Here is a 26,921-nt window from a genome sequence, read left to right as displayed (position 1 = left end):
CTCCAATCCCACTACGTTGAAAGAGTGTAAAATTTTAGGGGACTGAATGTGAGCCGTCATTCAATAAATGCTGACTAGCCGGAGAGGTTTCACATTGTTTGGTGGCTAATAGTCTAGGCGACTTGGCCGGCTGTCACTTCTAATGGAGGCCGATCTTTGCCCAGCGCCAAACATTTTTTAACACCAGCAATTACATCTTCCACATCTGCATCTGTTAATTTTGCCGAAATCGGCAAGCTAATTGTATGTAGGCCGATGTAGCTAGCATTCGGATAGTCTTCCGGCTGCCATCCAAACATTTGTTGATAGACAGGATGTTCCGGCATACTCATGTAATGTACGCCGACACCGATATTTTCAGCATTGATAGCATTGAGAAACTCGTCGCGGCTGATTCCTGCTTTGGCTTCATCTACCAGAATGGTGTACAGGTGATAAGCATGAATTGTATCCGGTTCGGGGTTTGCGGGCAAAGTAATCGGCAGATCCGCAAATGCTTCGTTGTAGCGCTGCCAAATTTGCTCCCGCCGCTGCCAATAAGGGGTGACTCGTTTCATTTGATGAATGCCGATCGCAGCTTGCAGATCCATCATATTGTATTTAAAACCGACTTCCACCACTTGGTAGTGCTTGTATCCTGAATCGCCGAAGCGCTTCCAAGCATCTTTGCTCATACCGTGCAGCGCCAAAATTTTGAGCCGGTCGGCGTATTCTTGACTGTCGACGAGAATCATTCCTCCTTCGCCGGTCGTGATATTTTTGGTAACATAAAAGCTGAAGCATCCGAAGTCGCCAAATGTGCCTGCTTTCCGTCCCTTGTACTCTGTTTCGATCGCGTGAGCGCAGTCTTCAATTAACTTCAAGTTGTGACGGCGAGCCATCTCGCAAAGCGCATCCATATCGCAGGGACGACCCGCGAAGTGAACCGGCAAAATTGCTTTTGTTTTTGGAGTTATTTTAGCTTCGACTTGAGCGGGGTCAATATTCATAGTCACCGGATCTACATCCGCCAGTACCGGTGTTGCGCCTGCGTGAATAATCGCATTAACTGTGGCACAAAAAGTCATCGGAGTAGTAATAACTTCATCCCCCGGTTGTAACGAAGCAGCGAGGATGCTCAAGTGCAGTGCCGCGGTACAGGAATTGACAGCTATCGCGTACTGGGAACCTTTGTAAGCTTTGAAGTCATTTTCAAAACTCATGACTTTAGGACCTGTACCCAACCAACCTGTTTTCATGGTTGACACCACTTCTTGAATTTCAGCATCTTCGATCGCCGGAGCACCGAAAACCAAGAAACGGTCTTTTGAACGAATAGGATTGTTGTTCATGTTGCTAATGTTACCCAGTAAATACGGTCTATAGAGTGAAAGTGGACTATCCTGGCAAGTACGGTTTTATTGGGAATTGAGGTGCTGTTAGTTAATACAGTCTCTCACTTTTTTTTTTCAACTTTTTTAGTCAAGAGTTTTAGCCTATAGGTTGCGTAATAGTGTCTGTTATAGCACGAGCTTACTAATTACCCGTGGTTTTTCCCCAAGCGCCTGACTCTGACAGCGTTGCTCTATCTTAAGATAGATAATCTGCAATGTCCACCCGATCGTATTTCAGTTTATGGGCGATACACAAGCTCTTGCCCGGTTTTTTATTCTTCAATAGTTTTATTAATCAAAATATACATATATTTTATTTTAAATTTGTGTAAACCATCGAACGTTTATCCGGACACTTCCTTTACAGCCAACTTATACCCTTTTAGATTTTAGATTTTAGATTGGAGAATTGGGAATGCCTGATTACCGTCAGGTTTGGAGCTTGTCTACCGTTGCATTCTTTTTTTTAAGTCGTGTCAAAATTAGGCAAATTTTGCACAAAAAAAATGTAACTCCCCTGTAATTGATGCAGGTTCAGCAATATTCTGCGATCGCACGAATCAACCCTCCTTGCCAAAATCCGCTACAGTCTAGGCAGGCGAATTCTGTTCAAAATATCTTGCAGCCGTTCTGAAACGCCACCCAATTGTTCAGACAAAGCTACAAGCTTGCCGTAAGCTTCAACTAAGCGATCGCCCTCAACATAAACCTCTGGAGTCGGATAATTCTTCATCGCTTCCAGCAGGGTAATCTCGTTATCATTAGTTGCAGAAAGCACCAAGGCCTCGCGCAAAGCTTCTCGATTTGCATTCCCAGAAGGAGTGCGAATTACCTGACCCACTTCATCGAGAATTATTTCCCCAACTTTGCTGTTGAGCGTCCGATCCAAAAAGCTTTGACTCACTTTCACCGATCTCGTCAGACTGTTGCGAACCGCTTGCGGGTCTTTTTTGGCTTTTCCCAGCAGCATTTCTAAACCGGGCGACATTTGCCCAGTTTCTGCAAAAATTTCTAATTCGCTGACGGGTAAAGTCATTCGGATCGCACTGTATTTGAGCACTACCTTTTCGGCCGCCGCCGCAGCATTGCTGTAAAATACAATTCCCACGCCTGCTGCTAAAAATAACGTCCACCGCCCTTGGAAAAATGACCCGCTCATAGTAAAATCTCCCAACATCTTTTTCTAATTCGACTGTGACACATCTTCAATCTCCCGATCCTACCAAAATGCCGAAAGCCAGCTCTTCTATTAGTGAAGGCTGGCGCTGGGCTTAAATTTATTTGATATATTTAGGGTCTTTATGAGGCTGACCCCAATTGAACGAATTACAAGCGGTTTATGACTAGGGCCTTTAAATTTGCTGACCCCAATTGAACCCACTTTTTGACTATAACAGGGATCGCTAGGAAACCAGGACTTCGTAATATTTTCTTTATCTTTCTAACTTTTCTTTGCCTCAAATAGATTTTTGTCTCGATTTGTAAATTTTTGTTACTTCCCCTTCGGGGCTCGGCTCTCGGCGCGCTGCTCCCAGCGAAACAGGAACACCATCAGGGCCACAACTCCGATTTGGAGGGCAAAATTAGGCAAAGCAGAGCCAATTTCCCGGCCAGAGGCAATTTTAGCGAGGAAAACCAAGCCCCCGATAAAGCCCGAAGCGCCACAAGCTACGTAAACAAACTGTCGCAGAGGGCGGTAGGGAGTGGCCATTTCTGCGGTTAAACGCTCGTATTGTTGGCGGCTGAGGTTGCGCGGGTTTTTGGGGATGTATGTACGATCGTCCGAATTTGGGGCTGGCATAGATTTAGGAAATAGGTAAATTAGGATGGGGCCACAAAACCCGGTTTCTACCAAAAACCCTCTGGCTGAGGTGGCAACTACTGCCGAAAAACCGCGTTTTTGGTACTGTGGGCGTAATTCGAGTGAATATTAGACTACAACAAATATCTCACAACTGCCGAAATAAATCATCGCTGAATCCAAACCACAACTGTCTGCAAACAGCCGACAAAAACACCCAAAAGACCTCCTAAATTTACAATTCCTTGCAATTCGCTTTGGACAATTCCCTGAATTGCTAACTCCAACTCTTCAGGAGAAGTACCTTTTACTCGATCGACAATCACCTGGTCGATATTCAAAATTGGGATAGCCTGAGCTACAATATTTTCTAAATCCCGCTCTAAATAACGCTCTAAAACCAAAGCAAGTTCTTTGCTAACAATTTCCAGGGAAGCACTCATCACCGCTGAAGTTTGCAAGCGATTAAGAAGCAACCGGGAAATATTTTCCCAGTCAATAGATTTGCTCAACCCCTCAAGTACCTCTGTACCGCGCTGTTGAACGTAGGTGCGAACGCTGTCGCGCATAGTTTTTCGCAACTGTCTCACAGTCGAAACCGGTAAATTTTGCATCGACAAATTTTGCAGCCATTCCTGAATTCGCCCGCGAATTCCCAAAGAAATAGTTAACTCTGCTAACCGCTGATTTGTCGCTTCTCTGTCATCCAGACAAAAAGTCCGCAGCCGAGTTAAAGTGTTCCGCAAACCAAACAAATTTGCTACTACCCAATAAGTGCCGCTGGTTTTTTCTCGAAACCCTTCATCGATAATCGAAATATTGCGATCCGTTAAAAAGTCAATTAAAGCCTGCCGCAGCACTTCCGGTGGTATTACTACCTGCAACAACCACTCAGCAAGCTGAGCCGCCTGAGCTTCCGTTAGCTGAATCTCCAGCAAAACTTGGTCAAAAATTTGATTTAGCTGAGCTTCTAAAAAATCTTCCCGGCGCGCCAAAACTTTGAGAATTCGGGGCACAGATTCCCCTAGCAAATCTCGCAGAATGTTAGCGAGAATTTTAGCGGTTTTTTGCTCTGCGTCTGCTTTTACCTGATCCAGCGCCAACTGCAACAGCCAGAGAATCACCGACTGCATCCGCTCGGTTTGCAGGAGGCGGCGCGCTAAGTTTTGCAGCTCCTGTGGCGTCAGCAGCGAACCCATAATTGTGTCGGAAATTCGCTTTGCCAAGCGCTCTTGATTGCGGGGTATCAAGCCTGGAGTGAAAGGCAACTGCCGCCCTTTGATGTAAATAGCTCGATAGGGGCGGAACAGCATTTTGATAGCTATATCGTTAGTGAAATAGCCAATAATTCCTCCCACTACAGGTGGGGCAACCAACAGCCAAATGTCAGACGGATTCATAAAGGATTAAAAATAGGGTAAGGTGCACAGGGATCGGTGCACCCTATAGTTAGATAGCTGATATAGACTGCAAGCCTTTTTAATTTTAAATTGCTTTGCCGAGTACCAATACTCCCATCATAGCTCCGGCAATGGGGTAGTGGGTGGCGGCGGCAAATCCGGCTTTGTTGGCGATCGCGACTTGCTGCTGGCCGATCGGGAATTTTTCTAAACTAGGATTAATGTAAGCATATTCTTGAGTCATGCCAAATTGCTGAGCAATGGGCACTACGAGACTGTCTAGATAAAACTGCTGAAAGCTCCGCATTAGGGAATTGCTGGGGCGGTGGAGGTCGAGAATAGCTGCTTTGGCACCGGGTTTGAGCACGCGGTGCAATTCCTGAAGACTGCGGGGGATGTCAGTCACGTTACGCAGGCCGTAACCCATTGTGGCGCAGTCGAAGTAATTGTCGGCAAAAGGCAAGTCTAGGGCGTCAGCTTCTACCCAGGAAATGGGACTGGCAGGGGTGAGAAAAGGTCGATCGCGCCTGGCGGCCACGGCCAATTGTTCGGGGGAAAAATCTACTCCAAATATGCAACCGGTCGGCCCTGCTTGTTTGGCCAGCAGCAAAGCTAGATCTCCGCTACCGCAGCACAAGTCTAAACAAGTATTTCCGGGGCCCGCACTGCTCCATTTCACCGCCATTTGCTTCCAAATCCGGTGTTGCCCAAAGCTCAACCAGTCGTTCAATTGATTGTAAACTGGTGCAATTCGATTAAATATATTTTTAATTTGTTCGGCGTTATTAGTCATTTCTCATTTGTCATTGGTGATTGATAATTTGTAATTGGTCAGCCGGAAAAAACAATTAATCCGTGCATTCATGTCATGCTGTCGCCAGTCATTAATGCTTTTTTATTTGTTAGCAAGCGATGAGCTTTTGTCGAGAGTCATTGGTTGGCTATCATTTTAAACTCAAGACTTAGAGCCGACTAAGGACTAATGACTGATGACTCATGACTGATGACTAATGACTAATGACCCTTAAAACTCGTCAATACCAAAGCAACTTCTTGAGCGGCGAGGTGAACTGTTGTGAGTTCGTCGGGGCGCAGGGAACAAGGTTGCTTCCACTGCATGGAAATCAGGGCGATCGATCGACCTTTGTGAATCACCGGGATGGTCAGGTGAGCTTGAATGCCGGATTTCTGATAGTGCGGCAGACTCGCTAAGGCTGTGTCAAGCCCAATATTCACAGCACCCTGAATAGTTTGAGAGGTAATTGCTTCTCGCACCAGAGGGTCATCTGCCAGCCAATTTTCCACAGTTGAACCAGTGGTGTGACAGCCTTGGACTGATATTAAAGCATTTCCTTCCACCAGTTGCAAAATGCAAGAGTCCGCCAAAAAGTTATCACTTATAGCAGTAGCAATTGGGTCTAAACTTGCTTCCAAACTCGGATAATCCACAGCCGTTTGCATGATTGTTGCTAACAGTTGTATTTGATTTTGGGCACGATCCAATTCCTCAGTCCGCTGCTTGAGAATTTCATAAGTCTCGGCCGCCTTTTGCACCACCATTTTCAATTCGTTCGGGTCCCAAGGCTTAGTGATATACTTGTAAACCTGTCCTGAGTTAATCGCATCCACCAAGTCTTCAATGTCCGTAAAACCAGTCAAGATAATTCTGACCGTATTCGGAAACTGGGGCACGGTTTTGCTCAAAAACTCCGTTCCCTTCATTTCGGGCATCCGCTGGTCGGAAATGATGACGGCGACCTCGCCTTCGATGCCGAGGACTTCCAAGGCGCGAATTCCGCTCTCAGCTTTGAGCACGTTAAAATCTCGTCGGAAAGTGCGGTAGAGTAAATCCAGATTGTCTGGTTCGTCGTCTACTACCAGCATTTTGGGCTTTTTCGGTCTGTGTAGGGTCATGAGCTGGCGTTTAATTTGATCTAGCTCTGAAATGGCATTATCCATAACAATACGATAAACTCCCCTTTGTAAATTTAGGCGAGCAACTATTCTGTAACAATAGTCTCATAACTCACTTACTATTAATCTATCGCTCTGCCGCGACACGAGCCTTGCCGGTAATCCAATCACACATAACTTAGCCCTGGTTTTTGATTCAATTATGACTGATACACCGCAAGATTCATCCCCTCCTGCATCTGCATCCTCCACAAATGCTGTGGATGCCGAAAAGTTAATTCGATCGCTCCGCCGAAAAGAAGGCACTTGGGTAGAGTGGGGACAGGCCTGCACAGCACTGCTAAAAGCTGGCTACAACTCTCAAAGGATTTTTGAAGAAACTGGTTTTGAGCCAATTCAGCAAAATCAAGTGAGCGTCGCAGCCCAAGTTTACACCAGCATGGTCAATGCTGGGGCTTCAGACGAAGTTCGATCGCACTTCCTGGGCAAAGGTAGTGATATCTTATACGAGTTTCGGATTCTCTCTCAAGTAGAGCGGGCCGGGGCAGCAGCTTTGATGCTAACCCACAATTTGGATGTTGACGATGCTCGCCAAGTTGCTAAAGCGATCAAGGAGTTTTCGCACTTCGGGAGTCTCCCCCAAGGGTTCACAGACACTCCCGGCGATGCTATGGCTTACCAATGCTGGCAATTAGCGAGACAGAAAAGCGATTTGCAAGAGCGATCGCGCTTAATTGCTCGCGGTTTAAAATTAGCTAGCAGCCCAACCGCTAGGGCGCAAATCGAGCAGTTGCTCGTCGATTTTACCGTAGTTCCGAGACGGGAAGCGCCCCGCTTGCCCGTCTACCGACTCGATACCGAGGAACAATTGCCCCGCGTTGTCCCGGTTGTGGGCAAATTGCCGCTTTCTACGAGAGATTTGCTGGCAGTGCCTTTGCCGGAGGAAATCGAGCCGTTCCGAATGGTAAAATTTTCTGGAGCTGGAGCTGGAGCTTGGGTGGCGATTCCCGGATGGCAGGTAATTTTGAACGCTGAAGATCCGGTGGCGGTTTTGGGAATGAGCGATAGATTGCCGGTACCGCTGCAAGGCAAAGTTGAAGAAGTTTTGATTATTGCCGATCGAGCCCAAAGACAGTGGGATGCTGAGAGTTATTTCCTCGCCGATAACGCTGGCAATTTAGAATTGTACTGGTTTGAACAATCCCCGGATATTCCTATTTTGGGACGAGTTGTTCTGGTGATGCGTCCGAAAAAGATTGTGGATGAAGACTATACCAAAGATGGATGGCAAATTGATGATTAGTCAGATGTCAGATGTCAGTTGACTGTTGACTGTTGACTGTTGACTGGAAAGCTAATAACAACGAACAACTCACAACTGACTACTGATTACTGAGGCGGTTTCGGTTCTTGAATTTGCGGAACAGAAGGCTGTTTCTTAAATCGATTAAAGCCGTAAACCGCAGCCGCAATTAACAGAAAATAAGGACTGTAAGCCAACAGCCAAATACCCAAACCAAACAAACCGACCGTCAATTCACCCACCGAATGAGTCGCTTTCCCCCAAGTTTCCTGCACCCGCAAACCTAAAGAAGGTTCCGTAGTTTGTTGAGCCGATACTGCTGCTTCTAGAGTTAAGCTAATAGTCGAATAAGCTACTTGAGTTCGCAAACTTTTTAACTGAGCGTCAATGCGTTCGATCGACTCCCGAATATTGCTCAACTCTTGAGCAGCTTTGAGCACGTCGCCGACCGATCCCGATCGCTCCATAATTTTTAACACCATTTCCTCGGATTTGCGGAGGTTCCGCAGCCTAGCCTCGTTGTCAACTAATTGATTGGTAACATCCTCAGCCGTCAGAGAACGGTTCTCTACTGTTCCGAGTTTTGCCAAAGCCTGTAAAGTAGTTTCTAAACGTTCTTGAGGCACGCGAATTTCGACAGACGCCGTTTGGCGGACACTGGAATCGGGGGGCTTTTGATTTTGGAAACCCAAAATATCGCCTTGCTGTTTTTCGACAATATTAGTAACAGATTTAGTGCTGGCGTCAATAGATTTGACAACTACACTGAGTTCGGCTTTTTTAATCAGTTGGGGACGGGTTGCTGGAGTTTCTGCGACTTTTTTTGATACACCAGCAGTTTTTGACCTTTCGGCTGGTGGCTCGGGTGCGGGTGCCGATTGTGGAGCCGATGCGGCAACTTGGTTTTCACGGCTGCTGGGTGAAGCTGCGCCGCCTGTATCGCTGGACAGTTGAGCTCCTCCGCAGCTAGGCAAAGCAATGGCTGAAGATAAAGTTAAGAATGCCACAACAGCAAAACGAGTTGTGCTGTTGTTGGCTGGGTTTGAGTTTGGCTTGGGCGGGGGGGAATTGATTTTGAGGTGAGTTTTCATTTGGGTGATTCCTATAACAAAGGCTTGGGTATTGAATTTTATGCTGATTTTAATTTAAGCTTCAATAGATAGTGTTAGTTTAGCCGATACCGAAATGGAAACGGTAGAGGTTGCAGATTTTTTTATTTTTAACCGCAGATGAACGCAGATAAACGCGGATGTAATAATGACTGATGAATTTGATTCTGATTTTATGCGATCGATATCCGTTGTCGATCGCCCTGGCAACATTTCCTCTGGGTTAGACTCTGCCGCCGTTTTGCGAGAACAAGCTTGCCTTAAAATTCGCGAAAGCTTGCGTGGGGGGCAGCAGGACATGGCGGATTGGGAAGGCGGCCCCCTTGCTGTTTCGGCGGTTCCGGGGGCCGGGAAGTCTACGGGAATGGCTGCTGCGTCCGCAATTGCGATCGCCCGCAACGGGCTTCACAACCGCCGCCAGTTAATTGTCGTGACATTTACGCGATCGGCTGCTGCTAATATTAAAGCTAAAATTCGGGAAAGATTGGCCCAATTGTCTTTATCTCAAGGCGGTTTTGCGGTGCACACTTTGCACGGTTTAGCTTTGAATATTGCGATGCGGCATCCCGATTTGTCGGGTTTAAATTTAGAAAATTCAACCTTAGTTACTCCCACTCAAAGTCACCGATTAATTCGCACCTGTGTAGAACTTTGGATTGCTGAAAATCCCCGCCGATATCAAGTTTTGTTGGAAGGACAGCAATTCGACGGAGAGGAAACGGAGAGGCTGCGGCGACAATCGGTTTTGCGGACGGAAATTTTGCCGCAGGTAGCTAAAACTGTGATTCACGAGGCGAAATCTTCTGGTTTGTTTCCCGAACAGTTGTTAGAAATGAGCGCTCTTGATACTGGGGATAGTTATGAGATTTTAGCAGTAGCTGGGGGTTTATATCAAAAATATCAGGCTTTGTTGAGGAGCCGGGAATTCATCGATTACGACGAAATGATTTTAGCAGCTTTGCGGGTGTTGGACAATCCGAAGGCGAGGGCGATCGAGCAAAAGCAAGTATTTGCCGTTTTTGAGGACGAAGCGCAGGATTCTACACCTTTGCAAACTCGGCTTTTGGAAACATTGGCGATCGATCCCGAACATCCTACTTTACCTCCCAATTTTATCAGAGTTGGCGACCCAAATCAAGCGATTAATTCTACTTTCACTCCCGCCGACCCGATTTATTTTAACCAATTTTGTGATGAGTGCGAAGTAGAGAATAAGTTAGCGACAATGGACGGTGCAGGCCGCAGCACCCAGGTAATTATCGATGCCGCTAACTTTATGTTGCAATGGGTAAATGGCTCAGAATTAGCAAAAAATGAAAAGCCTTTTCGCGACCAAACTATTAAGCCAGTCCCCAGCCATGACCCGCAGCAGAATGCAAATCCGGCTCCCATTGGTCGAGGCTTAGAATTGCATACTCCCCGCGATATTTACCATACAGTTGAGTTAATTGGCAAGCGGGTAATTGAGTTGATCGAGGAATTTTTACCCAGCGATTTTGAATTTGCAAGAAATGAAAAAGCTATCGATTTAGGCGCGGAAGCTAGCGATGGGGAAAAGAGTGCAAAATTGCCGTTAGAAAATCTGAAATCGATGGCTATTTTGGTACGGGAAAACAAACAAGGTAAGTTTATCAAAGAAGTGCTAGAAAATCCTCAAAAACACGGATTAAGCTTTGATTTGCGGAAATACGGGATTAAAATTGAGGATGTGGGAGAACGGGACAGACATTCTCAAGTACCTTGGGAAATTTTAACACTGCTGCAATTTCTCGATCGCCCGCACTCTCCAGACTATCTGAAAGCAGCCTTAAAGATTTTGAGCGATCGGCAACTGATCCCCAAACAAGACTACAATGCTTTTGCGACTAGCCCTGAGCAATTCCTTTACCCAGGTCCCCTAGACCCGCAGCAGTCAGACCCGGTTCGCAAATGCCGCTATTTTTGCTGCGGTTTGCTGCAAGCTAGCTTAGAACTGCCACCATACCAAATCATCTCATTCTTAGCCTTAGCGCTGCAATACGACCAAACAGAATTAGCCACCGCCGACAAATTAGCAGAACGGGTAGCAATCCAAACAGCAGGCAACAATTCAATGCGGAATATTTTGGATGTACTGAGCGAAATTGTCAGTTCCGAAAGATTTGAACCTGTGGATGCAGATGACAAAATAGAAGAACGTTATACCAGCAAAGGTCAACTAACAATTATTACCATGCACAAAGCTAAAGGATTGGATTGGGATTGCGTATTTTTGCCGTTTCTGCACGAACAAACCATCCCCGGAAATTTGCGAGTTTTGCCGCAAACCCGATTTTTAGGAGATTTCACTTTAGCAGAGGTAGCGAGAGCACAGATTCGAGCAAGTTTGCACGAAAAATATCCTTTACCAAATCTAGGCGAAGCCTGGGAACAAGCAGGTTATTTGAAAACAGCAGAAGAGTTTCGACTGCTGTATGTGGCAATGACGCGAGCAAAAAGCTTGCTGTGGATGGCGGCGGAGAAGAAAGGGCCTTTTACTTGGAACAAACCGGAGAATTTACAGGAGCAAAAACCTTGTCCGCTAATGCCTGTTTTGAAGCAGAGATTTCCGAGTAATGTGATATAAAAGAAGTAAGAAGTAATGAGTAATAAGTAGCTCGTTCCCTGCTCTACTCATGGGTGACAAGTTAAGCTGAAGCCCCCCATTTGTTGCTCCGATTACTCAACAATAAATATGTGCTGCCTCTATCGGTAATTCCTACTGCTCAACTATCCTTCGTTGCCCGATCGCCCTTAGCTCAAAATGGTGTTTCTGTCTGTAGGTATAGCCTTTCTCCCAACTGCGGATGCTCAAACGAAAGTTCCCGCGCGTGCAAGTGTAGCCGCTTCGCAGCAGCCCGACATCCGTAAAGCCGATCGCCTAAAATGGGTATCCCCAACCCTCGAACATCCGCTGCATGAACCCTCAATTGATGCGTGCGCCCCGTCAGTGGCAAAAACTCGACGCGATCATACTTTCCCTCCCTCGCCATTACCTGAAAGCGAGTAACGCTGGGTTTTCCGCACTCCCAATTGACTTGCTGGTAAGGGCGATTTTCTGGATCGCCCCAAAGTGGGAGATCGATCGTCCCCGCATCAATTTTTACAGTACCCGAAATTAGCGCTTCATAAACTTTGTGAACCTGCTTTGTTTCAAATTGCTGCCTGAGTTGACTGCTGGTTTCTTTGTCCCGCGCCAATAGCAAAATACCAGATGTTTCCCAATCTAAACGATGCACCGCCGTCAAACCCCAACTATCCGGCAACAAGTTACGCAAACGACTGAAAACACTATCTTGGTTTTCCAGATAACGACCAGGAACTGACAGCAACCCAGAGGGTTTATTAACCGCAATTAACCATTTATCTTCATAAATAATCGGTAGCATTTGTGTAACGGGCAAGATGCCCGTTGCACAATAAACATTATTGCTTGTGGGGGGGGATTCTAGCCCGCCCGTCAAATCCTCATTTATATTATTAGAAACAGTCGGATTTTGAGCCAATCCTGACAGCAAAAAACCCATCAACGGCTGACACCGATCGCCACAAGCGCCATAAAATTCTCCCTGTATCTTATCGCCCGATGGCGGCCCCCACCAAAACTCAGCCATTGCCAGCGGTTTCAGATTGTGTACTGCCGCGTAGTGGAGCAATTTTGGCGCGCAACAGTCGCCGGTGCCAGTGGGAATAGAATTGGTTGGCATCAATGAGGAGAGCGATCGCGATTTCCCCAAAAAATTTACCAGAGTGTAAGCCGCGTGCATTTGCGTCTGAAGTTCGCGGGAAAGTTCTTTTCGCCGCTGTTTCAGCGCCCGCATCCGCCGATCCGCAGCTTCAATTAATTGTTTTAGCGGCTGCAATGTTTCATCCCGCTGTCGTTTCAATTGTCTGCGTTCAATTTTCTCCAAACGGCTTTCTTGATTCAGTTGTTCCAGGGCAATTTCTAGTGTTTCTCCTGCGAGAGTTTGACACAGTAACTGGCGTTTTTCGTCTCGCTGCAGCTTGCAATTGCGGTGGCGATCGCTCAAAAGTTGCAATTGCGCTTCAAACTCCCGAAATAAGGCTGCATACTCTTGTCGATGCGGGAGTTGATTCAGTGCAATAAGTTCCTGTTTCATCAACTCCAATTGAGTTAACGTGCGCGCTTCCTCGAAAGCAACTCGATCTCGTCCAGGAATCGGTGGCACCCAGCCCTCAACAATGCTGCAACCGTTCAGCAGCCCGGAAAATGCTTTGAGTATCCCCTGTTCCCCCGAAGGCATCTCCACCAGTAATATGCCGTACATCTTGCCTTCGCGATCGTAGGAATCGTCAACAGCAAGGTACTGCATCAAACCCCGGGCGAGATCCTCGGACATTCGAGTACGCGGCAGTCTCAGCAACTCGCCGCTTTGAGGACAACGGCCTTCGTACCAATAATTCGGGCGCGAGTCGATCGACTCCCAATGACAGTCAGTGAAATCTAAAAGCGTGTGCAACTCTAGCATCTTAAATTTGGTTGGAAACCTGAATTAGGACATATCTGCTTGTGTCTTGACGGTATTTTACAGCGGTGTACCGACAGTGGGAAGGGTGCATAATTTTATACCTACTCGAATTAAGTAAAAATGATGTGTCGCATCAAGCCTGATATGCTAAATTTGTTTCAAAACAGCAGCGAGATTAAGAAAAGCATAAGTTAATATATAAGACCGCAAGCTTGTTATCCCACTAAATTTTTTATGTGAAAGGCGTATGCCAGACCTCTCGACTTCGGCTACAGAAAACTCCTCAAATCCCCAACCAGCTTTGCTGCCGCCGATTTTAAGAATTTTGGCAGCATTTCCAGATTACGATCGGGGCAATAGATTGTACGCATCGGGAAGGTACGAAGCGGCAGTCCTTTGCTACGGAAAAGCGGTTCAAATTAAGCCGGACTGGGCCAGGGCGTGGCTGAATCTGGGCAAAGCTTACAAGCAACTGCACTCCTACGCAGAAACCGTAGCCTGCGCCGATCGAGCTACAGCAATTAATCCCGAAGAATATTGGGCTTGGATGCTGCGCGGGACAGGGCTGTTAAGTTTGCAAAATCACTCAGAAGCGATCGCGGCTTTCGACACCGCAATTCAAATCAATTCAGAAAAGCACGAAGCTTGGTATCAGCGAGGCCGAGTTTTAGAGGAATTGCAGCAGTGGGATGCAGCCGCAACCTGTTACAAAAAAGCAACCCAACTTCATCCGAATTTGCCCGCCATGTGGTATCGCCAAGGCAACGTCTTGGTTCAAGCGGAGCGCTATCCTGAAGCCGTGGCGGCTTTCGAGCGCGCCCTGAAACTCGTCCCGATGAATTGGGAAGCTTGGCTCAACCGAGGTTTGGCTTTGATGAAAGCGGAACGCTACGCTGAAGCTGTAACTTCTTACGATCGGGCCATTCAACTGCAACCACAAAATACTCTAGCTTGGTTCAATCGGGGCATTGCTTCAGCAAAATTGCACAAATATGCAGAAGCGGTGACAGCTTACGATCGCGTACTGCAAATGCAGCCCAACGACTGCGAAGCTTGGTTTTATAAAGGAATGGCCCTCAAACACCAGTGGGCCGACGCGGCAATTGCTTGTTTCGATCGGGCAATTCAAATTAATTCTTTTTATCCCGAAGCATGGATCGGGCGCGGTCAAACACTGTCAGAATCGAGAGATTTTGAAGGGGCGATCGCAGCTTTTGACCAAGCCGTTCAAATTAATCCGAATTTTCCCGAAGCTTGGCTGGGTAGAGGCATCGCCCTGGCAGGATTGGAACGCTACAAAGAGGCAATTATCGCTTACAGCAATGCCCTACAAATTGAAGGTAATTTTTTAGAAGCTTGGAACTTGCGAGGCGAAGCTCTGGAAAAATTACAGCAATACGAAGAAGCGATCGCCTGTTTTGATAAAGTAATCTCTCTGACTTCAGAAGCAGAAATTACATCAAAAGTAGGGTTGCAGCAAGGCGCAGCGCTGGAAAAATTGCAGCGTTACGAAGAAGCCGTCGCAGCTTACAACCGCGTACTAAAAATCGTGCCAGACAATTTTGAAGCTTGGTTGAAACGCGGCAACGCTTTGTCAAAATTGCAGCAGTACGAACAAGCTCTAGCATCATACGATCGAGCAATTACTGTCTGGCCGGATAACTATCAAGGCTGGGTACACCGAGGTTTGATCCTAGGGGAAATGCAGAACTATTCCCAAGCACTCGTCGCTTTTGACCAAGTGATTCAACTCAAGCCAGACAACTGGGAAGCTTGGGCGCAGCGGGGCGACGTTTTGCAAAAATTACAGCGAACTCAAGATGCCATTAGCTCTTACGGAGTCGCCCTCGAAATCAAACCCGATTACTACGAAGCTTTAGTCAGTCGAGAGGAATTGAGGCTTAAGGGCGCGATGTCAGGAAAGTGGTAACATCAATGTTGATTGTTGACTGTTGACTGTAGAAGGATGGGTCGGAAAACTGAATAGTTGAGTGTTAAGCGCAGTCCGGCTGCAACTTCCCCAACTGCCTACTTTGCCTAATCAATAGTAAGGATGAAATTTCTAGTTTTAAGATATCCTAGACCCGTCAGCAAATGCTTTTAACTCAATAGCATCGTGACTGCAAAACAGGCGCACATCTTTACTATGCTGCACCGATAATGCGTGCAGCCGGTCTTGATTGAGCAACCGAGCCTTGCGATCGACCTCCATCATCCATTGGTAGGCGCGCAGACCGGGCGTGCAGCGTCGGTTAGCGGCATCCATCTCGTGTCGGTAGAAATAGGCATCCCCTGCGTGCAGGAGCCAGCCCTCGGGTGTATCAATGGCAATGCCAGCATGACCGCGCGTGTGTCCCACCAACGGGATTAGCAAAATTTCCGGCGGCAACCCGTCGAGGTCGCGGACTGCTTCAAAACCAAACCAAGGTTCCCCACCCGCCGAATAGTATTTCCAGCGTTTGACTTCATCCCACTGCCCCGGACGATAGCGCCTTTTTGTGATGAAACCGTGCCGATCCTGTGCCGCATCGATTTCAGCCTGCATGACGTGTACCGTGGCTTCAGGGAAATCCTCTAGACCACCGGCATGATCAAAATCGAGGTGGGTGAGTACAATATGGCGCACATCGCTTGGTGAAAATCCGAGCTGTTCAATTTGATGGATGGCCGTGTACTTGCGATCGAACTGGATGTTATTAAAATGGACGAAAAACGGGCTGAGCCGGGAGTAAGGCGACTGGATATCCCGGAGTCCGAAGCCGGTATCGATCAGAACTAGCCCCTGATTCGTTTCAACAAGCAGACAGTGGCAGACGAGGTGAGCCGTCAGACCGCGACTAAAGCCATCGAAAAGCGCCCCTCCAATGGGACACATACAGCCACAATTGAGATGATGAATTTGCATAAATGTCCTGTACTAAATTACTTAGGCGAGAACCATTTATTCCTCAGTTCCCCTCCAAGACCGATGCTGCATAATGGCATCGATTAACGCCTGAGAAAACAGTGCTAAATCGCCACTACTGGGAGAAGTAAACACGCTTTTATCGGCTGCTATCTTGCCATTATCTGCGATGTTTACTTCCTTTAAATCTGCACATAAGAATAGTAAAACGGGCGGAAATTATTGGTTAGCAGAACCCGGTTCAGTAAGTTGACTGTGCAGTTCGGCATTGACGGTATCAGGCAAAACTTTGCTCGCGTTGGCCAGAATCTTTGTCTTGAGTGAACCTGCAATGATGTTGTCCTTACCGGCCATCAAGGCTTCAAATCCCTGTTTGGCAACCTCGGCTGGATCATCTTTCTTGTCTGCGCCCGCCTTCGTGTCGTCCATTCCCGCCCGATGGAAGAAGTTAGTATCGGTTGGGCCCGGCATGAGCGAGGTGACAGTTACACCTGTATCTTTTAACTCATTGCGGAGTGCCTCGGAAAACGAGTGGATGAATGCTTTGGATGCTGCATAGACTGCCTCGAATGGCCCCGGCATTAGGGCGGCAATTGAGGAAGTGAATAGAATCCGTCCCTGGCCGCGATCGACCATATCCTTAACTACCCGTTTAGCCAAATGCACAGACGAGACAACGTTGAGGTTAATCAGATTTAGTTCGTCCTTCAAGTCTGTCTCGCGGGCAAAGTCGCCGCCGACGCCGACACCTGCATTAATTGCGATCGCATCCACTGGCCGATTAGCCGCTTTAATCTGGTTGTAGAGCGTCTCAACACCTTCGTAGGTAGCGAGGTCTGCCTGCACTGTCTCGACTTGGGCACCGAGTCCCTCACAGGCTTGAGCCGCTTCATTGATGCTCGATCCGGTGGCTGTGACTAGGAGATCGAAGCCGTTTTGAGCGAACTGTTTGGCGAGTTCATAGCCGATACCGTTAGAGGCACCCGTCACGACAGCCAAGGGGCGGGTCAATGAACTGTTTATAACCATCTAAAATCCTCTGTAATTGCTCCACGCTCTTTTGTCTAGGCTTGCTTCTGTCTCTACCAGACAATCTTTGTGGACTGTGGGCTTTCAATTCTTACAATCCTAGGGAGGCAGCCGTGCGATCGCATCTTTCCAAGGACATAAGCTGTTAGGCATTTAGATACGGTATAATCGAAAACAAACTTCATGTAGTTAGTGTAAAAATGACAGCATAGAATCCTCTTAGAGAAAGAGCAAATAGAGAAACTACACAAAGCCTTAAAAAATGAATAAAAGGGAAATATTATAGAAATAATTATGTATGATTATATAGCAATCCTTGCAGAAGTCGTAAAATTTTTACCCCTCCTCAACCCTCCCCGAACTCGCTCTGAGTCGGTAAGAAATTCACAAATGATGCGAGGATTGCTATATATGTATAAAATGCGCGTAGATATGGCTAATAACTCTTTTGATAATTATTTGGGAACCGTCATTCTCTGGTGCTAAATCGGATGCGATGAGAGACGGGAGATGGAAGAGGGGAGATTGAGTCGGAAGATTAATCCTGGGCTAAAAACATTTATCTCTGGTGGAACGGTCAGGATGCTTGCGTAGGGAGAACAGTGCCAGATGTCAGTTATAACTCAATCTCAGGCACTGTTCTCAATCAGACCCAATCAACCTGGTAACAGCGACGAAAAATCTCAGATATCAGGTCGATCGCGCTGCAAGAAACCAAGCGGATGACGCCAAGAGTGTAAGATGTCAGTTATCACGAATACTTGCTGTTGGCGATTACCCCAGGGCACCCAAAATTGAAAATTATGACAGCCAATTGCTGATTCTGCTGGCTTCATGTTATAGTGGTTTTCCAAGAATTAAATTCGGTGGCGTAGTTTGTTGGTGTTTATTTACAAGCGTCTCTCCGAATCTAAGTCTCTGCACCCTAATGATTCTGGAGATTTTATGTCGATTTACGTGGGTAATCTTTCATATGAGGTAACATCAGACGACCTCAACGAAGTATTTGCCGAGTACGGTACTGTAAGCCGCGTCCAAGTGCCAATGGACCGGGAAACAGGCAGGATGCGAGGTTTTGCTTTTGTGGAAATGGCAAGCGAGGCAGAAGAAGCAGCAGCCATCGCAGCTTTAGACGGTGCTGAATGGATGGGCCGTGACTTGAAAGTCAACAAAGCCAAACCTCGCGAAGACAACAAACGCCCCTCGGGCGGTGGCGGCGGCTGGGGCGACAAAGATCGCTCTTCACGCGGACGCTACTAAGCTTTGAGACTGAAAATTTGAGTTGTGCTAGTTGACGGCAGGTGCGAATGCTGCTTTTTTTTCGGGTTGTTCGATCGACCCATCAACTAAAACTCCCAAACCTCTAAATCAGTTTTGCCCCCTCCTTCGAGGGGGCTTTGTTTTTGGCGAAAAATCCCGTCCGGTACGTCTGCGGTGCATTTCCCCGTCTACTTCGTGATTCGGTATCCTCTTAACTGCTTTTTTGAAGAGGCTGTCGGGATTTCTCGGCTCGGCTCCTGTAAACTATCAAACTAGAATTAAGCACGAAGAAAAGTTAGAATAACGGCAAAACTAAATATTGCCCTGAACAACCAAACTATCTTTACCGAAGATTAGTTGAGAAAACCAGCCGAATATCAGCCAATATCTTGATTTTGCCTGAATAAAGATGTCCAAGGTCTACAGCACGGCGGAACTCATTAAAATCCTCGAAGAAGAGCGCCAAGCCTGCTTGTATGGGCGGCGCCTCAACTTGACTGAAACTCCTGCTACAGGCAACCCCGTGATTGACCGCTTTCTCAAATCTGAGGGCGTACAGAAGTTTACTGCTTATCAAAATTTTAAGGCAGCCGTACACGAATACCAGCGGGAACATCAAGTTTCTGGGATTGTCTGGCGGGAAATTGCGGTTAAAGGCAATACTCTACGCTATCCGGCAGTGGATGACGAATTAATAGCTCTACCGGTTGATTTGATTACGTTGAAGGCAGCTAAGATTGCTATGTTGGAATTCTGGCAGCAGGTAACTGCCGGGATGGATTTGTATTTAAGTGTTAACAGCGGAAAGGATTTTCGATCGATCGAGCCGGTTGATGTAGAGGCTATAGCCCAGCGCACAGAATGGGCTAGTCTCTGGAAGTGGGAAAAGTTGGATTTTCTAGAAATTTTGTTGCAGTTGGGCTGGGGGAAGCCGGAGGAAGCTTATTATAAGAGGGGATGGCCGACCTCGGGCAGTGAGTACATTCACGCCGTAAAACCCGGACAGCGGCCGATTTGTTAATGGGGAATTGGGAATTGGTAACAGGATAAGCTGAATTCAGAACCATCGAAAACACAGAAGAAATTGAGGACACGGCGCCCTGCCGTGTCCTGAGTGTGGGTAATATCTGAAGAACTCATTTATTAACTTCTGACATCTGGCAAAGCATCAAGCCAAACCACTGATTTGGATCTGTCCAAACTTGCATCGGCATTAAACCACGCTGCGAAAGTTCTTTTTTTACAGTATTGAGATTAAACTTGCGCGATATTTCGCTGCGGATAGTTTCTCCCGCTGCAAATTCAACCGTTAAATTGAGAGCGCGTAACTGAACTTTTTGCGCTTTTTTACTTTTCAAGTGCATTTCAATTTGACATTCCTCTTGATTGTAAAAAGCCCAATGCTCGAACTGCGCCAAATCAAAATTTCCCTCATACCTCCGATTTAAATGCCGCAGCATATTCAAGTTAAATGCTGCCGTTACTCCTTGACTGTCATCGTAGGCAGGCTCTAAAATATCCTTAGATTTGTCTAAGTCAATTCCCAGCAAAAAATACTCTCCTGGCTGCAACGCACCGACAATTTGCGAGAAGAATAAATCGCATTCTTGAGCGTTGAGATTGCCGAGGGTACTGCCTAGAAAACAAATCATTCGGGTTGGCAACGGCGACGGTGCAATTTTAGCTAATGCTAATTCGTAAGTGCTGACAAGTCCGTGAATCTGGAGGGACGGATAATCTGCCAACAGTTGACAAGCGCTACTTTCTAGGATAGTAGGACTGATGTCGATCGGCAAATAGTGCAGGGGATATTCCCGTTGACTGTAAGCATCGAGGAGAATCCGAGTTTTGGTGGAACTGCCGCTGCCGAGTTCCACAATTTCGCAGGGGCCCGTTAAATTGGCGATCGCCCCCGCGCACTCCTGCAAAATAGCCGTCTCAGTGCGTGTCAGGTAGTATTCCGGCAACTGGCAAATCAACTCAAACAGGTTTGAGCCGCGATCGTCGTAGAAATACTTTGGAGGCAGGGATTTGGGGTTTTGAGTCAACCCGCTAACTGCATCGCTGCCAGCATTGATTTCTGCGGGTGTCAGTGCCGCAGCGCTCACCAGTCGCTCTAAGTGCAGCCGGTTTTCCTTCGTTAAGGCTGAGTTGGTTGTGTCGGACAGTCTTGGGGATTTCATAAAGTAATTTTTAGATGCACATATCGGTATACCACGCAGTTGCGTTGCCAAATATCGCGCTCAAGTCAGATTTTTCATGCCGATCCCGGTTCTGTCTTGTCTCACCGGATGGCGATCGCCTCCACAATTAAAACTTAAAATTTATTCAAAAAAATTATTAAATAATTAACCCAAGTTGTTTTCCTTGAGCTTGTTACATGGAAAAAAGTTGGGCATTTCGCAAACAAATTTTTTCCCCAATTCCCTCTCCAGCCATTTATCTGATGTTCGTCAAATAAGCTTTATAATGCAAGTATTAAGGAATTTATTCATCGGACTTTTCCGATGAATAAATTCCTCAGTATGAACAAATTTGATGGTAATTATAATTACCTAGCAAACTACTTAGCGCAGCGAAAACCAGCAATAATTTGCCGCACGCCCGGATAGTACCAATTCCGAAAACTCGATCGCAGTGCCTGCGGAAAAGTCGCCCAACTTCCGCCTTTTAAAACCCGGTGTTCTCCATCAAAATAAACTTGAGAATATCCCCTGTAAGGATAACTTTCAAATCCCGGATAGGCGTCAAAGGTTGAAGCAGTCCACTCCCAAACATTCCCCAACATATCATAGCAGCCGATCGCACTTGCTCCTTTGGGAAAGGCATCGACTGGCGAGGTATTTGCAATATTATTGCCGTGATTGCACAGGCTGCCGTTTGGCGGTTCTTCTCCCCAAGGATAGATGCGATATGTTTGATTTGTGGCATCCCAACTCGCAGCTTTTTCCCATTCTGCTTCCGATGGCAAACGCTTGCCGATAAAGTTGCAGTAAGCTTCGGCTTCATACCAACTGACACCGCAAACTGGATGGTTGTTGAAAGCTGGATTTTCTGACCAGTAAAGCGGTTGAGAGACGGCTTCGCCTTGCAGCCATTTCCAGCCATCTGCTGACCACCAATCAGGGTTTTGATAGCCGCCGGATTCCATGAAATCTTGGTATTGACGGCAAGTGACGGGATAGCGATCGATCGAGTATGCTTCTAAATAACACAGGTGGCGCGATCGCTCATTATCCAAAGCCTCAGCAGCATCGCTTCCCATGTAAAATTCCCCGGCCGGAATTTCAATCGCCCGGGAATCCGTAATTGGTAATTGGTAATCTGCAATTGGTAATCGATAATTGGAAATTAATCTTCCTTCCTCATTCCCTCTTCCTTCTTCCTTCTTCCCTCTTCCTTCTTCCTTCTTCCTTTGCATTTGCAACACGAAAGCAACAGTTTCGCAGTGCTGGCTTTCGTGCTGAATAATAAACCGCCACAGACGTTCTTGCTCGTCGATCGGTGCTACTTCCAAATAATCTAACACCTTTTTTCTCACCGCGTCCAGATATAATTCAACTTCAGGTAACGTCGGCAGAAAAACCCGTTGTTTTTTCGGCAAAATATCAGCAGCAAACAGTTGGTGATACTCAGGAAAGACTGGCTTCAACCCCGCACACCGCTGCAACAGCCACAAATCCTCAGTATAAGCAATGTGACCTAAGTGCCAGCCAACCGGACTGAAATCAGGATGAGCTTGGCGGCAAAAAGTATCATAATCGATGTCTGCAAATAGCTTGAAAGTGCCGCGGCGACACTGCTGCAAATCGCGATAAATTTCCTCTCTACAAGATTGGATAGATTTCGATATCACGCTCTACTCCGGTACTGATAATGCTCTGGACTGGGCACTCGTGCCAATTGCCCGCAAATAAAGGTTCAGAAGCAATGATGACTGAATTCGGGAAATTTAAATCGTCTCGCAGCCAATAGAGGGAAGGAGGGGTTTTTTGGGAAGCAAAGCGAGAGGCAACGAGCTGGTGTCCGTCGCTGATAATGATATTAGCTGAAAATTCTACTTTGTGAAAGTTTGCTAGCTCTGCCACAGTTTTCAGCGTGTTTTGCAAAGCAGTTTCTAGAGTCACATTGGCGGCTGTCAATTCATTGAGAAACAAGCCGAAGATATGCTCGGAATCTGTAGTGCCATTAATTGATTGATAAAGCGTATCGCTGAGTCGATCGCGAAGTGGTCTATAAAGAGTTTGCCGAAAATTCTTCACGAAGCCGTTGTGTACGAACAGCAGGCGATCGTTCTGAAACGGCTGACAGTTGCTCAAATCTACAGGTTGTCCTGAAGTTGCACTGCGAACGTATCCGATCGCGCATCCAGATTCAACGTATCGACTGATACTCGGAAGGTTAACGTCGCTCCAAATTGGCTGTACATTTTTATAGGTAAACGGGTCAGTATCTAGGTGCGGGTGATACCAACCAATACCAAAACCGTCAGCATTGAGTACGCCAGAAGTCATTTCGCGGGGTTCGTAACTCTGCACAATTAGGGAATGTTCCGGCTTGTACAGAATAGCATCGAGTAAAATCGGCTCCCCGAGGTAGCCAAGCAAACGGCACATAAAATTTTTGCAGCAATTTGATTAGCATTGTAAGTCATTAGCCGAAAAATTGCCCGCTCGCCCATCTTCAGCGCTGGGAACAAGGTTTTTTGTAGCCCGCTGCCAGCATCGCAGTACAAACGGTAAAGTTAAGGTATAACCCCTGCAGCAAAAGGAGACTCTTGAATGTTCCTCGACGAACTCATTCCAATGGCCCAAGAATTGATCCAACAGCCGATCGCCTTCACTGGTGGATTTTTTTCTGGCCTGCTTCGACTCAACCTTCACGAAGAGCCCGTTAAAAGCTGGATCGACGAGCAAGCCGGTTCAACTTCCTACACTACTCCCCCAGCCGAAACCACCAACGGTAAAAGCACGGGGCCTCAGTCAATCTCGATCGACTAAGGAAAAGCAGTAACATCCTCTCAACGCCAAACTGATTAAAGTTATCAGAGATTTTGGTTTAAAATCCCGTCCTTTTAGGACGGCTTTTCTTGATTCTGGATATATCGTTTCAGAACTTCCAAGAACCCGTCGCCAATAGAAGCTACAAAATAATTAGGACTCCCTAGAGCATCCTTCCCATAAGCTTTTGGGTATCCAGCTTGCCCATACCGCCTACTGGATACCCCTTTTAACGCATTTACCATAGCAATGAAAGCCTGCTATGAGTACAGATTTTACCCCACACACCAACAGCGACTGAGCTGAGCTGCGGTTGTTTGGCTGCGTGAGGGTTTTTTGGAATGATGCGCTGGCGTTCTTTCTGTAAGTTTTCCGAACGAGTGCCATGGTATAACAAACTGTCTGCTATGCTTACTCTACGTCAAAGAAAACAGAAGCTAGGTAATGGTTAAAAGATGTTTCCTCAGTTCCGTTACAGCAATCGCTAAGGCATTTAGACATACCATATCGAAATTTTTTCAACTCTCGCACTGGCTAACATAAAGGGAAGAAGTTGGCTCAGCAAAAATTTAATAAAAAGACTAATAATCAATCTCCGGAGTTTACTTGCAGCCGTTTCTTCGCTATCAGCAGCGTATGTTTATTTTACTAAAAGAGGCAACCTCAAGCCTATTTTGTCGAGGGAATTACCCTCGGAACTTAGCTCGGTAACTGTCATTCAAAACTGTGGTAATATGTATTTTTTTGTGTAATTTTTGAAACAAAAACTGATACAATTCAATTTATTAATTCATCTGGGTTTTTCAAAGTATACCCTTATGAATTACTCAGCAATATGATACGTCATCTCTCGAATAAATGCTATATCTTTGACCTCCGAACTTAATGATAATTCTACCCACTTTTTCCAGTGTGCGGGCGTCGGCTTGGTGTGTGTAATTACAGGTTTTAACCTGTAGAATAAAGATGTTTATCAAAATGAATTCAGCAGGATGACAACCAAAGATATACCCTAGCCATGTCATCACCCAACATCTATAGCCATTCTCAGGAACAGGAGGTACTCAGGAATTAATTACTACTTGTCAAACCTAAAACGTAAAATGTAAACCTGTACCTCGTGTAGATGATAAAAATTATACTCTACAATATGTATTCATGACTCCCGCGAGGCTAAGGGTAGTAGAAGTAAAAAAAATATTATGTTGAGAAACCTGAATTTACAAACCAGACTGATCAGTGCATTTCTGATGATGGGACTTTTAGTATTTTTAGTTGCCTGGGTAGGATGGACTTCAACATCTACTCTCAGTCAACACATAGAGACTATCGGTAAAAATAACTTACCGAGTATTGAAGCTTTATTAAAAATTAACGAGGGACAAACCCAAATTGAGTCATCAGAGAGAGCGCTAATTAATCCGGCACTCAGTCCAGTCGAAAGGCAAGATGCCTTAAACAGAATGGACAAGGCTTGGCAGCAAATTAAAGATGGGTTTAAAGCATACGAAGCCACTCCACGTACCGCAGAGGAAGATGCACTATATAAACAAATGCTTAAGTATTGGGAGGAGTGGAAGCAGGAAGATCAAGAACTCCTGCGAATTAATCAAGAATTTGAAAAAGTGGGAATTTTGAATCCTTTGGCTTTGCAGATAGAACTAATTAAGCAGGGTAAAAGTAATTCGCCAGAGATGGCAAGAGCAAGGACAGCTAGTAACCTCTTAAATAAACTGAGCCAGCAAGCTAAGCTAATTCGCGTTAAATTTATCACATCGGAAAAATCAACCTTAGCAGTTGCTGATTATAACCGAAAACAAGCAGACAACGCTTATAAAAGCGCGCAAAATGATATTAGTAAGACTCAAGGATCTGTCTTACTGGGGATGACAGTTGGACCGCTAACAGCGATTATTTTAGGAATAGCTTTAAGTATAGCGATCGCCAAACCTTTAGATAAAGCGCTGAAAGGTATTATTAATATGATTGTCAGTTCTTCTACCGAGATCGCTGCTACAATTGAGCAACAGGAACGTCTTGCTGTACAACAAGCTGCTTCTGTTAATCAAACAACTACCACAATGGATGAATTGGGCGCATCATCGAGGCAATCAGCTATGCAAGCCGAATCAGCCCTTGAAAATGCCAGTAATGTCTTAAATATGGCAGCAGAAGGCAGTAAAGTGGTGCATAAAACCCAGGAGGGAATGTTGAGTTTGACGGAAAAAGTCGGAGCGATCGCCGATCAAGTTTTACATTTGAGCCAGCAAACCAATCAGATTGCTAATATTACCAATTTAGTCAGCGATTTGGCTAATCAAACTAATATGCTGGCAATTAACGCTACAGTGGAAGCAGTACGCAGCGGAGAACAAGGAAAGAGTTTTGGGGTGGTGGCGACGGAAATTCGCAGACTGGCAGATCAAAGCAAAAAATCCTCGGATCAGATTAATGATTTGATAAACGGTATTAAAAATTCCATTAATAAAACAGTGATCGTAACAGATGAGGGCAAGAAAACTTTAGATAATAGCCTAAAATTGACTGAATGTACGGCGGATAATTTTAACAATGTTGCTAATGCTATTAACAGTGTTGTTATGAGCAGTCAGCAAATTTATCTGAATAGTAAACAGCAGGCGATCGCTATTGAGCAAGTGGTAGATGCGATGAATGTTCTGAATAAAGGAGCAACGGAAACAGCCAGCGGTATTACCCAAAGTCGAATTGGCACTCAAACACTTAACAAAGCTGCTTTAAATCTCACATCCTTAGTTTAATTGAGAAAAGTAATATCCTAAACTGGGGATTAAGGAGATGGAGATAAAATTTGTCCCATTCCTCATTTCCCATTTGCAATTCCAAATTTTGCCCAAGGATTGAAGGTGAGATCTCCCCGTTTAGGCAAGGGCTGGGGAGATGTGAATTAAGTTTCCTCAAAGGGCTATGTAGATGTGTATAGCAATTCTCAAGTGAATGAGGTACAGATTTAGATTTTAGATAAAAGAATTGAAGAAGTGGGGAATTGGTAATTAACTGACAAGTACCTCACGAAAGTTGAGAACCGCTATCTCAACGATCGTGGCCCAGATCAACCTAATATATTATACGTTGTTAGTCGCTTTGTTTCCAAAGATGCTTGGTGATGCGTCGCCCACATATCACTGATCTGATTAAAATTAAGTATTGTTCATGGGTGCGATTCCTCGCCGCCCCAAAACTCATATCCTGACTCGCCCTGCGGATGAGTGAGGATATGAGTTTTGATTAAGCTAACTATTGCAGCTAGTACAAAGAGTTTGTCAGTGTGGCAAACCCT

General features: G+C 46.0%; 20 protein-coding genes and 1 pseudogene. 7 read left to right on the top strand and 14 right to left on the bottom strand.

Annotated elements, in window-relative coordinates:
- Nucleotides 1-113: 113 nt before the first annotated feature.
- The 6 genes from QT994_RS15585 to QT994_RS15560 form a co-directional block, all read right to left on the bottom strand.
- The gene (locus QT994_RS15585) at nt 114-1,331 is read right to left on the bottom strand and encodes a DegT/DnrJ/EryC1/StrS family aminotransferase (RefSeq protein ID WP_333175952.1); all 1,218 of its coding nucleotides are present in this window, start codon (nt 1,329-1,331) and stop codon (nt 114-116) included.
- A gap of 625 nt (nt 1,332-1,956) precedes the next feature.
- A complete protein-coding gene (locus tag QT994_RS15580; RefSeq protein ID WP_333175950.1) occupies nt 1,957-2,532 on the bottom strand; it encodes an alpha/beta hydrolase in 576 nt (191 codons plus the stop codon).
- 333 nt (nt 2,533-2,865) lie between these two features.
- A complete protein-coding gene (locus QT994_RS15575) occupies nt 2,866-3,174 on the bottom strand; it encodes a DUF3493 domain-containing protein (protein WP_333045141.1) in 309 nt (102 codons plus the stop codon).
- Between the two features lie 167 nt (nt 3,175-3,341).
- A complete protein-coding gene (locus QT994_RS15570; protein ID WP_333045142.1) occupies nt 3,342-4,574 on the bottom strand; it encodes a DUF445 family protein in 1,233 nt (410 codons plus the stop codon).
- Nucleotides 4,575-4,659: 85 nt separating this feature from the next.
- Nucleotides 4,660-5,367 (bottom strand): bifunctional demethylmenaquinone methyltransferase/2-methoxy-6-polyprenyl-1,4-benzoquinol methylase UbiE, encoded by a 708-nt coding sequence (ubiE, locus tag QT994_RS15565; protein ID WP_333175948.1) that lies wholly within the window; start codon nt 5,365-5,367, stop codon nt 4,660-4,662.
- Nucleotides 5,368-5,588: 221 nt separating this feature from the next.
- Complete coding sequence (locus QT994_RS15560; RefSeq protein ID WP_333175946.1) at nt 5,589-6,533, bottom strand: response regulator; 945 nt, start codon at nt 6,531-6,533, stop codon at nt 5,589-5,591.
- A 157-nt stretch (nt 6,534-6,690) separates the two neighbouring features.
- Here QT994_RS15560 and QT994_RS15555 point away from each other — a divergent pair, with 157 nt between their 5' ends.
- Nucleotides 6,691-7,791 carry a RuBisCO accumulation factor 1 gene (locus QT994_RS15555; protein WP_333175944.1) on the top strand — a complete coding sequence of 367 codons (1,101 nt, stop codon included), beginning with the start codon at nt 6,691-6,693 and terminating at the stop codon, nt 7,789-7,791.
- 86 nt (nt 7,792-7,877) lie between these two features.
- Here QT994_RS15555 and QT994_RS15550 read toward each other — a convergent pair whose 3' ends face one another.
- Nucleotides 7,878-8,882, bottom strand: coding sequence for a DUF4349 domain-containing protein (locus QT994_RS15550; RefSeq protein WP_333175942.1), 1,005 nt, complete (start codon nt 8,880-8,882; stop codon nt 7,878-7,880).
- 166 nt (nt 8,883-9,048) lie between these two features.
- On the opposite strand from QT994_RS15550, the gene QT994_RS15545 reads away from it, so the two are divergent.
- Nucleotides 9,049-11,505, top strand: a complete 2,457-nt coding sequence (locus tag QT994_RS15545; protein WP_333175940.1) for an ATP-dependent helicase — start codon at nt 9,049-9,051, stop codon at nt 11,503-11,505.
- Nucleotides 11,506-11,677: 172 nt separating this feature from the next.
- On the opposite strand, the gene QT994_RS15540 is transcribed toward QT994_RS15545, so the two are convergent.
- The gene (locus QT994_RS15540) at nt 11,678-13,408 is read right to left on the bottom strand and encodes a pseudouridine synthase (RefSeq protein ID WP_333175938.1); all 1,731 of its coding nucleotides are present in this window, start codon (nt 13,406-13,408) and stop codon (nt 11,678-11,680) included.
- Between the two features lie 247 nt (nt 13,409-13,655).
- Between QT994_RS15540 and QT994_RS15535 the strand changes: the two genes are divergently transcribed.
- Entirely contained in the window at nt 13,656-15,338 is a 1,683-nt protein-coding gene (locus QT994_RS15535) for a tetratricopeptide repeat protein (protein WP_333175936.1), read from the top strand.
- Nucleotides 15,339-15,476: 138 nt separating this feature from the next.
- Here the strand turns inward: QT994_RS15535 and QT994_RS15530 are convergent, their stop codons facing one another.
- The gene (locus tag QT994_RS15530) at nt 15,477-16,313 is read right to left on the bottom strand and encodes an MBL fold metallo-hydrolase (RefSeq protein WP_333175934.1); all 837 of its coding nucleotides are present in this window, start codon (nt 16,311-16,313) and stop codon (nt 15,477-15,479) included.
- 219 nt (nt 16,314-16,532) lie between these two features.
- Nucleotides 16,533-17,342 (bottom strand): SDR family NAD(P)-dependent oxidoreductase, encoded by an 810-nt coding sequence (locus QT994_RS15525; RefSeq protein ID WP_333175933.1) that lies wholly within the window; start codon nt 17,340-17,342, stop codon nt 16,533-16,535.
- Between the two features lie 945 nt (nt 17,343-18,287).
- On the opposite strand from QT994_RS15525, the gene QT994_RS15520 reads away from it, so the two are divergent.
- Both QT994_RS15520 and QT994_RS15515 read left to right on the top strand, forming a co-directional pair.
- A complete protein-coding gene (locus QT994_RS15520) occupies nt 18,288-18,602 on the top strand; it encodes an RNA-binding protein (protein ID WP_333045160.1) in 315 nt (104 codons plus the stop codon).
- A 409-nt stretch (nt 18,603-19,011) separates the two neighbouring features.
- Nucleotides 19,012-19,623 carry a hypothetical protein gene (locus QT994_RS15515; protein WP_333045161.1) on the top strand — a complete coding sequence of 204 codons (612 nt, stop codon included), beginning with the start codon at nt 19,012-19,014 and terminating at the stop codon, nt 19,621-19,623.
- Between the two features lie 115 nt (nt 19,624-19,738).
- Here the strand turns inward: QT994_RS15515 and egtD are convergent, their stop codons facing one another.
- The 3 genes from egtD to egtC form a co-directional block, all read right to left on the bottom strand.
- Nucleotides 19,739-20,785: an L-histidine N(alpha)-methyltransferase gene (egtD, locus tag QT994_RS15510; protein WP_333175931.1), complete on the bottom strand. Its 1,047-nt coding sequence runs from the start codon at nt 20,783-20,785 to the stop codon at nt 19,739-19,741.
- 380 nt (nt 20,786-21,165) lie between these two features.
- Nucleotides 21,166-22,458 (bottom strand): ergothioneine biosynthesis protein EgtB, encoded by a 1,293-nt coding sequence (gene egtB / locus QT994_RS15505; protein ID WP_333175929.1) that lies wholly within the window; start codon nt 22,456-22,458, stop codon nt 21,166-21,168.
- Nucleotides 22,430-23,218: an ergothioneine biosynthesis protein EgtC gene (gene egtC / locus QT994_RS15500; RefSeq protein ID WP_333175927.1), complete on the bottom strand. Its 789-nt coding sequence runs from the start codon at nt 23,216-23,218 to the stop codon at nt 22,430-22,432. Before egtC ends, egtB begins: the two co-directional genes overlap by 29 nt.
- Before the next feature lie 165 nt (nt 23,219-23,383).
- Here egtC and QT994_RS15495 point away from each other — a divergent pair, with 165 nt between their 5' ends.
- A complete protein-coding gene (locus QT994_RS15495; RefSeq protein ID WP_333045167.1) occupies nt 23,384-23,602 on the top strand; it encodes a hypothetical protein in 219 nt (72 codons plus the stop codon).
- A gap of 74 nt (nt 23,603-23,676) precedes the next feature.
- Here the strand turns inward: QT994_RS15495 and QT994_RS15490 are convergent.
- Nucleotides 23,677-23,847, bottom strand: a pseudogene (locus tag QT994_RS15490) (transposase); the annotation flags it as partial.
- A gap of 957 nt (nt 23,848-24,804) precedes the next feature.
- Here QT994_RS15490 and QT994_RS15485 point away from each other — a divergent pair.
- The gene (locus QT994_RS15485) at nt 24,805-26,382 is read left to right on the top strand and encodes a methyl-accepting chemotaxis protein (protein WP_333175925.1); all 1,578 of its coding nucleotides are present in this window, start codon (nt 24,805-24,807) and stop codon (nt 26,380-26,382) included.
- Nucleotides 26,383-26,921: the final 539 nt, after the last annotated feature.

The sequence above is a fragment of the Microcoleus sp. S13_B4 genome (genome assembly GCF_036700885.1).
Taxonomy (GTDB): Bacteria; Cyanobacteriota; Cyanobacteriia; order Cyanobacteriales; family Microcoleaceae; genus Microcoleus.
This window is presented reverse-complemented; position numbering and strand designations above follow the sequence as displayed.

Bases quoted from the DNA above. Each gene is read 5' to 3' on its own strand.
- QT994_RS15585 (WP_333175952.1), bottom strand. From the start codon at position 1,331: ATGAACAACAATCCTATTCGTTCAAAAGACCGTTTCTTGGTTTTCGGT.
- QT994_RS15580 (WP_333175950.1), bottom strand. From the start codon at position 2,532: ATGAGCGGGTCATTTTTCCAAGGGCGGTGGACGTTATTTTTAGCAGCA.
- QT994_RS15575 (WP_333045141.1), bottom strand. From the start codon at position 3,174: ATGCCAGCCCCAAATTCGGACGATCGTACATACATCCCCAAAAACCCG.
- QT994_RS15570 (WP_333045142.1), bottom strand. From the start codon at position 4,574: ATGAATCCGTCTGACATTTGGCTGTTGGTTGCCCCACCTGTAGTGGGA.
- ubiE (WP_333175948.1), bottom strand. From the start codon at position 5,367: ATGACTAATAACGCCGAACAAATTAAAAATATATTTAATCGAATTGCA.
- QT994_RS15560 (WP_333175946.1), bottom strand. From the start codon at position 6,533: ATGGATAATGCCATTTCAGAGCTAGATCAAATTAAACGCCAGCTCATG.
- QT994_RS15555 (WP_333175944.1), top strand. From the start codon at position 6,691: ATGACTGATACACCGCAAGATTCATCCCCTCCTGCATCTGCATCCTCC.
- QT994_RS15550 (WP_333175942.1), bottom strand. From the start codon at position 8,882: ATGAAAACTCACCTCAAAATCAATTCCCCCCCGCCCAAGCCAAACTCA.
- QT994_RS15545 (WP_333175940.1), top strand. From the start codon at position 9,049: ATGACTGATGAATTTGATTCTGATTTTATGCGATCGATATCCGTTGTC.
- QT994_RS15540 (WP_333175938.1), bottom strand. From the start codon at position 13,408: ATGCTAGAGTTGCACACGCTTTTAGATTTCACTGACTGTCATTGGGAG.
- QT994_RS15535 (WP_333175936.1), top strand. From the start codon at position 13,656: ATGCCAGACCTCTCGACTTCGGCTACAGAAAACTCCTCAAATCCCCAA.
- QT994_RS15530 (WP_333175934.1), bottom strand. From the start codon at position 16,313: ATGCAAATTCATCATCTCAATTGTGGCTGTATGTGTCCCATTGGAGGG.
- QT994_RS15525 (WP_333175933.1), bottom strand. From the start codon at position 17,342: ATGGTTATAAACAGTTCATTGACCCGCCCCTTGGCTGTCGTGACGGGT.
- QT994_RS15520 (WP_333045160.1), top strand. From the start codon at position 18,288: ATGTCGATTTACGTGGGTAATCTTTCATATGAGGTAACATCAGACGAC.
- QT994_RS15515 (WP_333045161.1), top strand. From the start codon at position 19,012: ATGTCCAAGGTCTACAGCACGGCGGAACTCATTAAAATCCTCGAAGAA.
- egtD (WP_333175931.1), bottom strand. From the start codon at position 20,785: ATGAAATCCCCAAGACTGTCCGACACAACCAACTCAGCCTTAACGAAG.
- egtC (WP_333175927.1), bottom strand. From the start codon at position 23,218: ATGTGCCGTTTGCTTGGCTACCTCGGGGAGCCGATTTTACTCGATGCT.
- QT994_RS15495 (WP_333045167.1), top strand. From the start codon at position 23,384: ATGTTCCTCGACGAACTCATTCCAATGGCCCAAGAATTGATCCAACAG.
- QT994_RS15485 (WP_333175925.1), top strand. From the start codon at position 24,805: ATGTTGAGAAACCTGAATTTACAAACCAGACTGATCAGTGCATTTCTG.